Origin of the sequence: Ruminococcus sp. CAG:379 (genome assembly GCF_000434255.1) — a bacterium.
GTDB lineage: Bacteria > Bacillota > Clostridia > Oscillospirales > Ruminococcaceae > Ruminococcus_F > Ruminococcus_F champanellensis.
On sequence record NZ_FR894822.1, the window covers coordinates 23533 to 38389 of the forward strand.

Annotated in this window: 15 protein-coding genes and 1 other annotated feature; of the genes, 4 read left to right on the forward strand and 11 right to left on the reverse strand. The window is 52.4% G+C overall.

Annotation, left to right across the window (positions count from 1 at the left end; genetic code table 11):
• Nucleotides 1-75 precede the first annotated feature (75 nt).
• From QVO51_RS01685 to thyX, 7 genes are read right to left on the reverse strand one after another with little or no spacing between them, the layout of a single operon-like run.
• On the reverse strand, nt 76-1314 hold the full coding sequence (locus QVO51_RS01685; protein ID WP_288167739.1) for a peptidase U32 family protein: 1239 nt from the start codon (nt 1312-1314) through the stop codon (nt 76-78).
• A complete protein-coding gene (gene mltG, locus QVO51_RS01690; protein WP_022356971.1) occupies nt 1301-2797 on the reverse strand; it encodes an endolytic transglycosylase MltG in 1497 nt (498 codons plus the stop codon). The genes QVO51_RS01685 and mltG overlap by 14 nt, the downstream gene beginning before the upstream one ends.
• The gene (locus QVO51_RS01695; RefSeq protein WP_367997700.1) at nt 2772-3365 is read right to left on the reverse strand and encodes a 5-formyltetrahydrofolate cyclo-ligase; all 594 of its coding nucleotides are present in this window, start codon (nt 3363-3365) and stop codon (nt 2772-2774) included. The genes mltG and QVO51_RS01695 overlap by 26 nt, the downstream gene beginning before the upstream one ends.
• Complete coding sequence (locus tag QVO51_RS01700; RefSeq protein ID WP_022356973.1) at nt 3362-3904, reverse strand: DJ-1 family glyoxalase III; 543 nt, start codon at nt 3902-3904, stop codon at nt 3362-3364. Before QVO51_RS01700 ends, QVO51_RS01695 begins: the two co-directional genes overlap by 4 nt.
• Nucleotides 3901-4827 (reverse strand): DUF2156 domain-containing protein, encoded by a 927-nt coding sequence (locus tag QVO51_RS01705; RefSeq protein ID WP_276748102.1) that lies wholly within the window; start codon nt 4825-4827, stop codon nt 3901-3903. The genes QVO51_RS01700 and QVO51_RS01705 overlap by 4 nt, the downstream gene beginning before the upstream one ends.
• Entirely contained in the window at nt 4781-5485 is a 705-nt protein-coding gene (locus QVO51_RS01710; protein ID WP_022356975.1) for a dTMP kinase, read from the reverse strand. The genes QVO51_RS01705 and QVO51_RS01710 overlap by 47 nt, the downstream gene beginning before the upstream one ends.
• A complete protein-coding gene (thyX, locus tag QVO51_RS01715) occupies nt 5478-6245 on the reverse strand; it encodes an FAD-dependent thymidylate synthase (protein ID WP_022356976.1) in 768 nt (255 codons plus the stop codon). The genes QVO51_RS01710 and thyX overlap by 8 nt, the downstream gene beginning before the upstream one ends.
• Nucleotides 6246-6508: 263 nt before the next feature.
• Nucleotides 6509-6722, forward strand: a binding site (T-box leader).
• 53 nt (nt 6723-6775) lie between these two features.
• Here thyX and QVO51_RS01720 point away from each other — a divergent pair.
• The 3 genes from QVO51_RS01720 (at nt 6776) to surE (ending at nt 10153) form a co-directional block, all read left to right on the forward strand.
• Complete coding sequence (locus QVO51_RS01720; RefSeq protein WP_022356977.1) at nt 6776-8443, forward strand: 2-isopropylmalate synthase; 1668 nt, start codon at nt 6776-6778, stop codon at nt 8441-8443.
• 76 nt (nt 8444-8519) lie between these two features.
• Nucleotides 8520-9368 carry a cohesin domain-containing protein gene (locus QVO51_RS01725; protein ID WP_022356978.1) on the forward strand — a complete coding sequence of 283 codons (849 nt, stop codon included), beginning with the start codon at nt 8520-8522 and terminating at the stop codon, nt 9366-9368.
• A 71-nt stretch (nt 9369-9439) separates the two neighbouring features.
• Complete coding sequence (surE, locus tag QVO51_RS01730; protein WP_015558995.1) at nt 9440-10153, forward strand: 5'/3'-nucleotidase SurE; 714 nt, start codon at nt 9440-9442, stop codon at nt 10151-10153.
• Between the two features lie 38 nt (nt 10154-10191).
• Here surE and QVO51_RS01735 read toward each other — a convergent pair whose 3' ends face one another.
• From QVO51_RS01735 to QVO51_RS01750, 4 genes are read right to left on the reverse strand one after another with little or no spacing between them, the layout of a single operon-like run.
• Nucleotides 10192-10635, reverse strand: coding sequence for a GNAT family N-acetyltransferase (locus QVO51_RS01735; protein WP_022356979.1), 444 nt, complete (start codon nt 10633-10635; stop codon nt 10192-10194).
• Nucleotides 10636-10679: 44 nt separating this feature from the next.
• Nucleotides 10680-11441: an amino acid ABC transporter ATP-binding protein gene (locus tag QVO51_RS01740; protein WP_015558993.1), complete on the reverse strand. Its 762-nt coding sequence runs from the start codon at nt 11439-11441 to the stop codon at nt 10680-10682.
• A gap of 16 nt (nt 11442-11457) precedes the next feature.
• On the reverse strand, nt 11458-12108 hold the full coding sequence (locus tag QVO51_RS01745; RefSeq protein ID WP_022356980.1) for an amino acid ABC transporter permease: 651 nt from the start codon (nt 12106-12108) through the stop codon (nt 11458-11460).
• Nucleotides 12109-12120: 12 nt separating this feature from the next.
• The gene (locus QVO51_RS01750) at nt 12121-12954 is read right to left on the reverse strand and encodes an amino acid ABC transporter substrate-binding protein (protein WP_022356981.1); all 834 of its coding nucleotides are present in this window, start codon (nt 12952-12954) and stop codon (nt 12121-12123) included.
• A 287-nt stretch (nt 12955-13241) separates the two neighbouring features.
• Between QVO51_RS01750 and QVO51_RS01755 the strand changes: the two genes are divergently transcribed.
• A complete protein-coding gene (locus QVO51_RS01755) occupies nt 13242-14774 on the forward strand; it encodes a sodium-dependent transporter (protein WP_276747841.1) in 1533 nt (510 codons plus the stop codon).
• Nucleotides 14775-14857: the final 83 nt, after the last annotated feature.

Consider the following 14857-nt stretch of genomic DNA (forward strand, 5'->3'; position numbering starts at 1 on the left):
TCTAGCACGCCAATCTTACGATAAAGTGACAAAAATCGAAATGGCAGAAAAAATGCCCGCATTTGCGGGCGCAGATTATACTTCTGAAACAGCTTTTCGGATAATGGTATGGGGCGGCACCTGGGTAGGACAGGCAAAGGACAGCTGCATCATGGCATGATTGGCTGTTTCAATGGAAGTTCCCTCTCCGTCCCGCAGATCCGTGATCTCCAATGCAAAGGGCTTTTGTCCGGGCGCCAGAATCTCTACCCGATCTCCGGCAAAGAACCGGTTCCGCTGGGTTGCATAGCACCGGTCATCCTCCCAGCGATCCACGCACGCTACCACGTCATAATTGCGGATGTAGCCGCCGGTTTCGTAATACTGACAGTCTTGGGGATGCCCAAAGAAGAAACCGGTGCAGTACTGCCGATGGCTGACCTTATAGACCTCCTCCAGCAGCCAGTCCGGTACCTGAAACCGGGCAGGATCCTGTAAATACAGATCCATCGCCTGCCGGTATGCGTTGGTGACAACGGACACATAGTAAGAAGACTTGGCTCTGCCCTCGATTTTCAGGCTGTCTACCCCAGCCTCCACCACCTTGTCCAGATAAGGCAGCATGCAAAGATCCTTTGCATTGAGAATGTAGGAGCCTTGTTCATCCTCAAATACCGGGAAGAACTGTCCCGGACGCTTTTCTTCCATCAGATGATAGCTCCAACGACAGGGCTGGGAGCATGCTCCCCGGTTGGCATCCCGGTTGGTCAGATAGCTGGACAACAGACACCGCCCGGAAAAGGACATGCACATAGCACCGTGTACAAAGGCTTCGATCTCCAGCTCCTTGGGGGTCTTTGCCCGGATCTCGGCGATCTCATCCAGAGACAGCTCCCGGGCAAGTACCACCCGGCTGGCACCCATCTGGTACAACTGATTGGCGGCTGCATAATTGACAATTCCGGTCTGGGTGGACATGTGAATGGGCATATCCGGCGCATACTGCCGCACCAGGGCAAGCAGACCCAGATCCGCCACAATCAACGCATCCACCTGGCATGCCACTGCCTGCTCCAGAAAGCCCTCAAACAAAGGAATCTCCTGATTTCTCGGCAAGGTATTACAGGTCAGATATACTCGCTTTCCTCGCTGATGGGCAAGCCGTGTTGCCTTCTCCAAAAGCTCCGGAGTAAACCTGGCAGAGGCCGCACGCATGCCAAACTGGGTGCCTCCCAGATAGACTGCATCCGCACCAAAATCCAGCGCAGCCTCAAACCGTTCCCAATCCCCCGCCGGTGCCAGGATCTCCGGTTGGGTCAGCTTATTCTGCATCATCGTCCTCATCCGGTCTCTCCTGTCCCGCCTCAGCGTCAAGATTATCGCTGGGCTTTGTGTGATTTCTGATGGCTTCCAGATTTGCCTCATGCTCCGCATCGGTCTTTGCGTAATAGATTTCGCCGGTTTCCGTATCCGCACAGAAGTAATAGAACGCACTGTCCGTCGGATCCAGTGCCGCTTCAATGGCGTCCCGACCCGGATTGCAAATGGCACCTGCGGGCAGACCGATACATTTATAAGTATCGTATGCCTCATAGATGGCATCATTGGCAACAGAAATGTTGGGCTTGATTACATCCTCCACATACTTGCTGGTAGGATCGGACTGGAGCCGCGGGAAGGTTTCCGCATCGTTCAGACGGTTCCAGAACACAGAGGAAACCAGCTTCATAGAAGAAACACTGGAAGCCTCCCGCTGGATCATGGATGCCAGGGTCATCAGCTCATCCAGAGAAATGTCCAGTTCCTCCATGCGCTCGGAATAGGTCATATCCAGATCCTCCAGCTTGCCCTCTGAAATGATCTCATTGGTACGCATAAAGATCTTCTGACATACAAGCTCCGGATCCATGCCCACATAGAACTCATAGGTATCCGGGAACAGATACCCTTCATGCTGATAGAATTTCAGATCACTGGATTTGGGCATCTTCTTGAAAATATCATAGTTGTAATCCGCAATGTTGAAGAAGTAAATGAATCGGCTGGCTTCGCAGACCTTGTTTTCCTCCAGAAGCTTTGCCGCATCCAGCATGGTAATGCCCTCCGGGAAGGTAACCCGGACAGTTTCCGCCTTCACCGGCTTGGTCAGGGTGGAGGTCAAGGTCTCATAGGACATGCTGGCGCTGACCACATGCTCCCCGGCAACATACTTGCCGTCCGAGCCGTTCAGCTTGGATACCAGTCGATACATTCTCGGGATCCGGATAATATCCTCCTCGTACAGCATCTGGGCAATCTGATCGGTGGTGGCATTTTCCGGCACATTGATGATCTTTTCCGTCGTATCCTTGTCCACTGCGTACATATCCTTGCCGATGGCAAGCAATCCTACGGAAAGTACCACAGAAATGGCGACTACGATCGTCGTCCACACCAGTACAAAGGGCAGGTTTGTCCGCCGCCGCTTTTTCCCCTGCGCATGCACCCTGCCATGTTTTGCGGAAGGGTGCGACTGTTTAGGGTGCTTCCTCTTTGCGCTGTTTGCAACAGGACGCTTCCGGGAATGCTCCTGTGCATGCTTTTCCTGCCCCGCTTCGGCATGCTCCTCCTGAACATGTTTCACAGACTGAAAGGACTGGGTCTTTTCCATATCAGATTCCGGTTCAGGCTCAGGATCCGAAACAGGCTCTGCCGGGCATTCCCCCGGCTCCTCCGGGACAGGTGGCTGATCCGGTTCCGCAGGAGTATGCTCCTCTGTTTCCCGCAGCAGTTCTTCCAACAATGCGTCTGTATCAGATTGATTCCGATGCTCCTCCATTACAAACCTCCAACGTCGTTTCTGTAAGTATCATTCCCAGCGGAATATCGTAAGCTTCTGTGGGCACTAAGTCTACCAGACCGGCAGTGTAGCAAAGCCCGATGGTCTGCACCAGGGGATGCCGGGCAAGGAACCGATCGTAATATCCGCCCCCGTATCCAAGCCGCATACCCCGGCGATCCACAGCCAATGCCGGTACAATGCAAAGGGGTCTGCTGCGCCCCATCCATTCTGCATCCGGGTTTGCAGCAGGCTCCAGGATGCCATAGTGGGACGCCCTCATTTCCTCAAAGGAGGATGCCTGATAAAAGTGCATTGCACGCTGTGCTACCTGACAGCAGGGAAAATAAACCCGCTTTCCAAGTTCCGATGCGACCCGAAGGATCTCCCGGGTGTCCACCTCGATTTCCGTTGCGGCATACAGCAGCAATTCCTCCGCCTGGAAAAACGCAGGTAATTCCGCCAGTTTTCGGGTGATCTGGGCATCCATCCGGGCTTTCTGTACCGGATTCAGCTGTCGCCGCATTTGCAGCATCCTCTGCCGCAGTTCTCGTTTTGCATCCATCATTCACACAGCATGGAGTCGTGCAGCTTTTTATAAGCCGCATCTCCGCACAGCAGCTGGGTCAGCTTCAGTCCGAACTGCAATGCCACACCGGCACCCCGGGCGGTAATGATCCTCCCGTCCACGCATACCGGTTCTCCGGTTACGTTGGCACCCTTCAGCTGCGCCTCAAAGCCTTCAAAGCATGTGGCATTCTTCCCCTCCAGCATGCCCAGATGCCCCAGAATAGAAGGAGCAGCACAGATGGCGGCGATCCATTTGTCATGGGCTGCACAATAGGCGATGGCTTTCTGTACCTGCTCCGAGTTTTCCAGATTCAGCGTACCCGGCATGCCTCCCGGCAGCACGATCATTTCCAGGCTGTCATCCAGTGTGATCTCCTGCTCTGTCAAATCCGGGATCACATGCATACCGTGTGAGCTGCGGATTGCCGCACCGCCCACTGCTACGGTCACAACCTGCTTGCCTGCACGGCGCAGACAATCGATAGGCGCCATAGCCTCCATTTCCTCAAAGCCGTTTGCAAGAAATACATAGATCATAATGATTTTCCTTCTTTCTGAAAGTCCGTCTGGACAAGCTGATATTTCTCCAGCAGCATCACCGGGTGATAGGAGAGCTTGGACTTACGCAGTCCCGGCAGCCCCATATCCTCCTCCCGGTTCACAAATGCAATTGCCGGATCCTCCACATGGTTGACAAAATAGTAATTGATCGCCGGGTACACCCCTTCGTAGGCAATGTCCCCCTTTTCAATGTGGACACACAGGGTGTTGCTGTTGATCCGCTCCCCTACTGTAAAGGCAACCAGCTTTCCATCCACCCGGAGCGTACCACCCATCAGACCAAGCGCACGGAAATGCATGAAAAAGGTGTGGATGGCAAGCTGCTCCACCTGCCCGGTATATTCAGCAATCCCGTTCTTTTGCAGGTAGCATTCGGCACTAAGCCGGATGCAGTCCTCATAATCCGCTTCTGTCAAAGGCGCATAGGTAAAGGGGTACGCCTGAAACTTCTTCAGATGGTTCCGCTTTTGGTGATATTTTCTGCCTGCCAGTGTGCGAAGATCCTCCAGCCGGTAAATATAATCGAAATCATCCCGGTCAGCCGTTACGGAAAAGCGTCCGGGAAACTGCTGCTGTACAAATGCGGCAGCCTGGGCGGATGCGCCGAACAGAATCAAGGGTCTGCCCCGCAGATTGGCATAGTCCATCAGCGTTCGCAACGCCGCCGCAAGATCCCCTTTACCAGCCGGGAACAAGAAGGAGATCCGCTCCGCTGTTTCCTGCTTGTTCAGATAAAAGCCGCCCCAGGAGCATACCTCACTGTTTCCAAGCCGCTGCCACGCCAGATTATTGGCAAAGCTGTAGCTGCCGCCCATATTGTCCGATGCCGCCAGCAGCGGATCGATCCATTTTTTATCCTCCAGTTGAATCGGATGAAACTGTAACATCTGTTTGTTCACAAACCACCTTCCAGACCCGGTCTCCGATTTCCCTCACTGTCAGAGGCTGTGCATCCCGGCTACAGGGGATCACCTGCCAGCCCTGCTGTTGCGCCGCATACAGTGCCGCATCCCGGCACCGCTCCATATATGCCACATCGGATTCGTGAATGTCCTTCTTTGTTTCGTCTCCCCCGTATCTGGCACACAGCAGCTTCTGTGCTGCCGACACCGGCATATCCAGAAACAGAACCAGATCCGGCCGGGGCAGCTCCAGCTTATCGTACTCGTACGCTGACAGCCATTCCAGATAGTCATCCCATTCCTGCCGGGGCAGCTTACTCATCTGATGAATGGCGTTGGAGGTCACATACCGGCTTGCGAGAATGGTTGTACCCTGCTGATAGGGCTGCTCCCAACAGCGCTTATAACTGGCGTACCGATCCACCGCATAAAAGCTGGATGCTGCATAAGCGTTTACATCTCCGGCATGGGGACTGATCTCTCCGTTTAAATACAGCTTGACCAACGCAGAGGAGGGGTGGTCATAATCCGGAAAGCTGATGGGCAGCACCGGAATCCCTGCCTGTTCCATGCGCTGGGAAAGCAATTGAAATTGTGTGGACTTTCCACAGCCGTCCAGACCGTCCAGCACGATCAATTTGCCCGGCTTATGCATGACGCAGTTCCTCCACCTGGCGGCGGACTTCCTCCGCTGCGCCGCAGCTCATTTTCCCCTCCGGACAAGCACCAGAGCAGCATGCAGGGCCTGCATTTGCAAACAGCACCGGAGCTGCTTCACAGCACAGCCGGAGCATTTCCATGGCAAGCGCCCGGATCTCCCACTGGGCACGGCGGCAGCAGCGAAGCCGGAAAAAGTGATACAGACTCCGGGCATTCATGGTCACCACCATCTTGGTTTCACAGGCATTGGGCAGCACGAACCGTGCGTCCTCAATGGCACGTTTTTCAGCCTTGGAGCGTGCCGCCTTTTCGTTCATACCAGCCTGTAAATGCGCCTGCATATACCGCTGCTCCAGCTGATCAGCCAGCTGATTGTATGCGGCAAACGCATGAGTCATAGCTTCCTCAAACACCGCCTGTGCTCCTGCATCCTCTGCAATGGCAGGAGGTGTAATGTACACAAAATTGGACTTTTTCACATACCGCTGACTCTGAACGGAAAAGGATGCGATCCGATGCCGGGTGATCTGTGCCAGAAGACTGCGGGATACTCCCTCAATAGCAAAAGTAAAGGAAGCATGCTCAATGGGAGACTCGTGTCCAATGTTGGTGAGCATCTCCATAAAGTGATTGGTTTTTTCCTGATCCAGACCCTCCAGCAGGTCTGCTGCACTGCTGTCCGAATAGCACAGCTTTGCAGCTGCGGCAATCATTCTTTCCGGTGTCGGCGTGTAGCCGATCAATGTAACTTGCATTTATCTGCCGCCCTTCTATTAATATACATACACTTATATTATACCCCGTCACAGGCGCATAGTCAATACAAACAAAGAAAAAAGCCGCATGCTTTTTGTAGGATTACATTATGATAGAAGTGAACCGTAGTCAATAGTATGGACAGATAAAAGCGAAAAGAATTAAGGCAGTAAAGATCCGGGTTTGTCAATGTGCAATGATGCTTGACAAATGCAGCAGAATGTAGTATCATTATAAGTAATAGACGCATAGAATTTGCGGCACAAACGCAGTGAAGGGAATCCGGTTCTGTGTCCGATGCAGCAGAGAACTGCCGGTTGGTGCAAGGCAGCGCAGCAGCAGAATCATCTCATCCCGGAGCGGAGCGCTGAAGCAGTGTTGAGTAGGCGTTTCCGGGCGCTCCCGTTACAGAGCAGAAAGCGGGCGGCAATGCCGTCAAAAAGAGTGGTACCGTGGAGCAGCGCTTCACCTCTTTTATCAGAGGCGGAGTGCTTTTTTATTTCCCCGGATCACGCCAAATGGAGGACATATGAAACACAGCAGCAAGTATACCCGCCAATTCTTCCCCGCACCGGAGGGGGAGTTCCAGTGGCTCAGAAAAACATATATTGATCATCCACCGGTGTGGTGCAGTGTGGATCTGCGGGACGGAAACCAGGCACTGGTCACCCCTATGAATCTAAAGGACAAGCTGACATTCTTTCAGATGCTGGTACAGGCTGGGTTCCGGGAGATTGAGATCGGCTTTCCGGCAGCCTCCGAAACAGAATATGCCTTTTGCCGGACGCTGATCGAGGAGCATCTGATTCCGGAGGATGTGACCATCCAGGTGCTGACCCAGTCCCGGGAGCACATCATTGCCAGAACTTTTGAAGCCATCCAAGGGGCACCCCATGCCATTGTGCATTTGTACAATTCCACCTCTGTTGCCCAGCGTACCCAGGTATTCCACAAGGATAAGCCGGAGATCATTGCTCTGGCAGTGGAGGGAGCAAAGCTTTGTAAGGAATACCGGGACAAATGCAGCGGCGATATCCGGTTGGAGTACTCTCCGGAGAGTTTTACCGGCACGGAAATGGACTTTGCTCTGGAGATCTGCAATGCGGTGTTGGATGTGTGGCAGCAGGATTGCAACCAGCCGGTTATTATCAATCTGCCGGATACGGTGTCCTGTGCGATGCCCCATGTATATGCCAATCAGGTGGCGTATCTGTCCAGGCATCTCCACAACCGGGAGCGGGTGATCTTGTCGGTGCATCCCCACAACGACCGGGGCTGTGCAGTGGCAGAAAGCGAGCTTGCTCTGCTGGCTGGCGCAGACCGGGTGGAGGGTACTCTGTTTGGGAACGGAGAGCGTACCGGCAATGCGGATATCGTGACCATTGCTCTGAATATGTACGCCCAGGGAGTGGATCCGGGACTGGATTTTCATGATCTGCCGGAAATGACCCGGATCTATGAGCATGCCACTGGTATGCACATCAACGAGCGGCAGCCCTACAGCGGCTCCCTGGTGTTTGCGGCGTTCAGCGGCTCCCACCAGGATGCCATTGCTAAGGGGATGAAATGGCGGGAGAGTCATCCGGACAACACCTGGAATGTGCCCTATCTGCCTATTGACCCCCTGGATATCGGCAGAACCTACGACGGAGACGTGATCCGCATCAACAGTCAGTCCGGCAAAGGAGGCATTGGCTACCTGCTGGAGCATTACTATGGCATCAAGCTGCCGGATGGTATGCGTGAGGGCTTTGGCTATCATGTCAAGAGTATTTCTGATCGTGCCCACAAGGAACTGTTGCCGGAGGAGGTTTACCAGATCTTCCAGGATACCTATGTGAATCTGTCCAGTCCCATTGCACTGCCTGCCATTCATTACGCCCAGAAGGATGGCATTGACGCCATTGTGACCATCCAGTCCGGTACAGGCATAGAAACCGTCGCTGCCAGCGGCAACGGTCGTCTGGATGCGGTGAGCAATGCGGTCAAGAATGCGCTGAATCTGGATTATACTCTGAAAAGCTACACAGAGCATGCGCTGGAGGTCAGCTCTAAATCCAAGGCGGTGTCCTATGTATCCTTGCAGGACAGAAAGGGACAGCTGTTCTGGGGCGTGGGGATTCACACGGATATTATCGTTTCTTCCACCAATGCACTGCTTAGTGCTGTGAACCGGATGATTCTGAAAACTGTGTGATAATGCAAAATACACTTGACAAAGCCATTCACACATGTGTATAATAAAGAGAGAAATTTTTTAAAGGAGCGGGACAATGAAAAGCTATCGTAAAAAGGTTCTTGCACTGGCTCTGGTTGGTGCTATGACATTTGCATTTGTCGGCTGTAACAAATCCGGCGGGAAGACAGAAAGTCTGACGGAATCGGAACTGAGTGCCATTCTGCAGCCAGGTTTGCAGATCACTCTGATCGACGATTCCCAGGGTTCTTCCACCGGAACCACCGCTGCACCCAGCGGCAACACAGACACCACAGTAACCACAGTGACCGATGCCAACGGCAATGTGTTTGCTGTTACCACGGATGCCAATGGCAATGTGGCAACAGTTCCCTATGTGCCGCCGGCTACAACTGCTGCACAGACTAATCCGGGTAATCCGGCGCAGAGTGATCCGAATCCGGCAGCGACCACTACACAGAGCGGTTCTTCCACCAATACACCCAAGCTGGAGACCAGACAGGCATTGTGGATGGATCTGACCAAGCAGGGGGATTTCACCTTCAACGGTCAGTTCCTGACCTTCCGGTTCAAGATCAAGGAAGGTGCCCAGGCAGGCAATTATCCCATCAGCATCACCCACACCGACTTCTGTACCTATGATGCAGTGACCATTAAGGATATCAAAACTGCCAAGGGATATGTTGGTGTAAACGCTGGCGCACAGAAGGATCAGGCTCCGGACACAAGTTCTTTCCTGATTACCTGCAATTCCGTGGAAGGCAAACCCGGTGATACAGTGGATGTGACCTTCAGCATCAGCAACAATTCCGGCTTTGCCGCATTCGACTTCCAGTTCCAGTACGATGCTTCCGTGCTTGAATATGTGGATGGCGGTGCAGCAAAGGAATTCGCAACTTCTGCAAATATCGGTATGTATCCGTGATCTGATACAAACAAAAGCCACTTTTGACCATTGCGTCAAGAGTGGCTTTGCTTTTTCAGGAGGAATCTGCAATGAAAACCAGAAGCATTTTAGTTGTAAACGATGATGGCATACAGGCGGAGGGCATTCTCCGGCTAGCACAGGCTGCAAGGCCCTATGGAGAGGTGTGGGTAGTGGCACCGGACAGTCAGCGCAGCGGCATGTCCCACAGCATTCACTATCTGAATTCGGTTGAGGTTTGGCGGCAGGATGCTTTTCCAGCTGATGTACGGGCTTTTGCGTGCAGCGGCACTCCGGTGGACTGTGTCCGGGTGGGCATCAAGCTGATGGGCAGGAAGCCGGATGTGGTGCTTTCCGGCATCAACAACGGGTACAACATTGCGTCAGACATTCAGTATTCCGCTACCGTGGGCGCAGCGCTGGAGGCTGCATTCTGGGGCATTCACGCCATTGCCCTTTCGCAGGATTCCCCGCAGTGTCCTGTAACGGACAAGTATCTGCCGCAGCTGCTGGAGGAGTACATAGACAAGAAGCTGACGGATTCTCAAATCTGGAACATTAACTTTCCCGGCTGTCCTCTGGAGGCATGCAGGGGCGTTATGCATGGATGCACTGTTTCAAAGGATTCGTTTTATGCGGATGACTACAGCGCAGAGGAACTGGATCCGGATCATATGCGGTTCCGGGTGATTCCCGGGCGCAATTGGCAGGGCAGTGAGGGTACGGATCTGTTTGCCATCTGTCATCAGTACGTATCCGTTGGCATTGTAAACAATGTGGGATAAAAAGACCCCTGGGCATGCAAAGCACACCCAGGGAATTTTTATACTTCCTTGGTCATCTGCACATAGGGCAGCTTTTGATAGCCCTGCTTGCTGTACAGATGGATTGCATGTTGGTTTTCATCCTCCGCTTCCAGTCGGAATCGAACCGCCCTGCCCCGGTACTGCTCCTCCAGATGCTCCAGAAATGCTTTCCCGATGCCACGTCCCTGGAAGGCAGGCTTGATGTAGATATCCTCCACCCAAATGCAAAGCCCGCCGTATTCCGTGGAATAGCTTTTTGCCGTCATGGCATAGCCGGCGATCTGCCCGTCTTCCTCAAAGATATAGCCTTCAATAAACGGGCACTCCCCTACGCAGTCTGCAATATCCTGAAGCAGGATGGTGTTCGGTGCCTTATGCAGCACAGCCGGTGAATCGTAAAACACACGCATCATGCAAAGCACCTGATCCGTATCCTGTACCGCCATTGCTCGAATATTCATGTTGCCCTCCAAAAAGCGCCCAGATATTTCCTCCGGGCGTGGTATTATGCACTTTCAAATTTTTTCAGGAAAGCCTGGGTACGCTCGTTGCTGGGATTATCGATCACATCCTCCGGCTTGCCTTCTTCTACGATGATTCCATCTGCCATGAAGATGACCCGATCCGCCACACTCCTGGCAAATTCAATCTCATGGGTCACGATCACCATGGTCATATTTTCCGCCGCCAGGTTCCGGATCACACGGAGGATTTCCATGGTCAGCTCCGGATCCAGCGCACTGGTAGGCTCGTCAAAGAACAAGATATTGGAATTCATGGCAAGCGCACGGGCAATGGATACCCGCTGCTGCTGTCCGCCGGACAACTGGCAGGGGTAATAGTCCCCCTTATCCGACAGCCCCATTTTCTCCAGCAAGGCCTTCCCCCGCTCCAGAGCCTCCGGCTTTTTCATATGCTGCACCACCATCAGCGGATTGATGATATTTTCCATGACGCTGTAGTGGGGAAACAGATTGAAGTTCTGGAACACCAGTCCGAACTGGGCATACAGCTTGTGCCGCTCTTTCCGGGATACATAAACGGATTTTCCGTTTTCGTCCTTGGCTGCGAACCGGGAGCCATAGCATAGGGAACCGCCGTCCAGTTCCTCCAGCATGGTTGCACAACGCAGGAAGGTGGACTTTCCGGAACCGGAGGGTCCCAGAATGGCAACTACCTCCCCTTGTTCTACGGACACACTGATATCCTTGAGCACTTCCAGATCACCGAAGGATTTTCTGGCATGCTTGATTTCAAAAACGCTCATGATAACATCCTTTCGGTCAGCGGTAATAACTCAGCTTCTGTTCCACTTTGCGCATGATTCCTGCCACCAGCAGGTTGAATACATAGTAGAACACGCCGGCTGCAGCAAATGCAGTCATGGTCTTGTCTGCTGCGGCAATGGCCTTTGCAGTGGTGAACATTTCCGGCACAGCCAAGGCAAAGGACAGGGATGTATCCTTGATGAGTGTAATGATCTCATTGGTCAGAGCGGGGATGATCCGCTTGATAACCTGGGGCATGATGATCCTGCCAAAGCACTGGGCACGGCTGTAGCCAAGTACCTTTGCTGCTTCATACTGTCCCACCGGAATGGACTGGATGCCGCCACGGTAGATTTCCGCAAAATAAGCCGCATAGTTCAGCACAAAGCCGATGATGACTGCAATAAACCGATATTCGTTGGTGATCCGGATGCCGAAAATAAAATAAGGTCCGTAGTACACCACCAGCAACTGAAGCATCAGTGGCGTACCCCGCATCACAGAGATGTAAAACTGGGTCAAAAACCGGAGTACCCGGAACTTTGCCATTCTGCTGAAAGAGATCAGCAGTCCCAGAGGCAGTGCCAGCAGCAGGGTCAACAGAAAGATCTCTGATGAGGTGACCATGCCGGACAGCAGCTCCAGCAAAATTTTTTGTAATGACATGATGTTACCCTGTTAGTTGGAATCAGATGCAGATGTATTGACGTTCTTTGCTGCTGCCAATGTGCAGACATCATAGCCGAACCACTTTTCGGAGATCTTCTTAAAGGTGCCGTCCGCAGCCATTTCGTCCAGTGCCTTCTGCACCTTATCCCGCATTTCAGTATTGCCCTTGTAGAAGCCAACAGCATACTGCTCCTTGACAATGGGTTCGTCCAGAATGATAAACTTGGATTCCTTGCCTTCAATCTGGTACTTTGCCACACCGATATCCATTGCAACAGCGTCAACGGCACCTGCCTCCAGATCCATGAAAGCGGTGTTGTACTGGGCGCAGGTCAACAGTTCCTTGAAGCTTGCCTTCAGATCCTTGAAATCGTCGCCGTTCAATGCGTTCAGCGCTGCGGAATCGGTCTGTGCGGTCACGATCTTGCCTGCCAGATCAGCCTTGGTCTTGATGCCGGAATCACTCTTTACAACAAATACCTGGGAATTATCCATATAGGATTCTGTCCATGTGTAGTCATTTTCTCTGCCGTTCATGGTGAAACCGTTCCAGATGCAGCTAATGGATCCAGAGGAAAGCTCCAGTTCCTTGGAGTCCCAGTCAATGGGCTGCAGCTTGATTTCCATGTCCATACGCTTTGCAGCTTCCTTGGCAAGCTCCAGATCAAAGCCGGTGAACTCGCCGTTTTCGTCCACATAGCCAAAGGGCGGGAAATCCTGGTCGAAGCCAACGGTGAAGGTAGCCTTCTGGTTGGATGCAGCCTTGTCATCGCCGCAGGCAGTCAGACCGGCGCATGCCAGCACGCCGGCGGTCAGAATTGCAAAAATAGACTTGAGTTTCATGTGATCTTCTCCTTATCTGATACGAATAAAATGCCATACTTGTTATTTTATCATAGTACTATAATAAAGTCAATCTTTCCGGCACACTAAGTGAGAAGATTGAGCATTTTCATGGATTCCACTTATGGCAGGCACCCTGTTCTTGTTGGTATTTGACAAGAAGATCGACAACTTTTCGGTTGGTTCGACAAATTCCAGCCATTTCACCTTGACATGCTTTTTTCGACGTGCTACAATAAAATAGTTTGATAATAAATCGGATAAAATGAAGTATGGGAGAGATTTTTTTGAGTGATTCAAGCAGAGGGACCTGGGCGTCCCGATCCACATTCATCCTTGCCGCAATCGGATCTGCGGTAGGTCTTGGAAATGCATGGCGCTTTCCAGGTCTGTGCGCAAAGCATGGCGGCGGTGCGTTCATGCTGGTGTATCTGGCGGCAATGCTGGTGATCGGCATTCCCCTTCTGACCATGGAGATCGCCATCGGCAGAAAGGTACGAGGCGGCGCACCCAAGGCGATGCACAGCATCAAGAAAAAATTTGAGCCAATCGGCTGGGCTGCAACCGCAAATGCATTCGTGATCGAAATTTACTACGCCGTGGTATTTGGCTGGGTTATTTTGATGACCGTATGTTCTTACAAGTTCGCAAATCTCACCGGGGATTCCACGGCTGCTTCCGGTGTGTGGGCTGACCTATTGAAAACCACCTGGGATACCTCCGGTTATGGTACCATCTCCTGGCCGGTGCTGATTTGCCTGCTGGTGGCATGGATCGTGATTTATTTGTGCATCCGGGATGGCGCCAACAGCGTAGGCAAGGTGGTCAAGTACACCGTGTTTCTGCCGGTAGCCTGCCTGTTGATCATGGCGATCAAGGGTATGACCATGCCTGGGGCTATGGAGGGTCTGAAGGTGATGTTCGTGCCGAATCTGGCTGAACTTGCCAGTGCGGACCTGTGGATCGATGCGGTCGGTCAGGTGTTCTACTCTCTGTCCATTATGATGGCGATTATGTTTGCCTACGGCTCCTTCCTGCAGGATGATGCGAATGTGGCAGTGGACGGTGTGATCATTGCGTTTGCCGATCTTTCCATCAGCGTGCTGTCCGGTATCGTGCTGTTTACCACCATGTATGGCACTGGCATGACTATAGACGACATGTCCGCATCCGGTATTGCCACTGCATTTTTGATTTATCCCTCCGCCATTGTGCATCTGACTGGCTCCGGTGTGGTCAATGCGATTTTTGCGGCAGTGTTCTACTTCTGCTTGTGCACCTTGGCGATCGATTCTGCATTCTCCATTGTGGAGGGCGTTTCTACTGCAATTTCCGATAAGTTCCACATTGCAAAGCGTAAGACAACCGCCTGGGTCTGCATCATTTCCGCAGCATTTTCCCTGTTCTTTGTGACCGGTGCAGGCGTGGCTTGGTTGGATATCGTGGACAACTGGTGCAACAGCTATAACCTGATTCTGGTAGGTTTTCTGGAGGCAATCGCCATTGGCTGGTGCTTCAAGCTGCGTAAGGTGCTGGATGAGATCAACCGAAACACCAAGCGGTTCAAGATGCCTGCGTGGTGGTTCTGCACCTCTATCAAGTTTTGTGCGCCCATTCTGTTGGGAGGGTTCTTCCTGTGGAATGTAATCACCCTGTTCACCAAGAACAATGGTATCTACGGCGGCTATTCTCTGGCATCCAACATCATCGGCGGTTGGGCGATTACCATTCTGGTATTCCTCAGCGGCTTCATTGTAAAAATCATTGAGAAAAAGATGCATCTGAAGGAAGAGGAGCAAACAAAGATCTGGGAAGAGTAAGATCCCAAAATAAAACCGGCATGCATATGCAGCATGCCGGTTTTTCTGTATAAAAACAGCCGATGCAAAAGCATCGGCTGGTT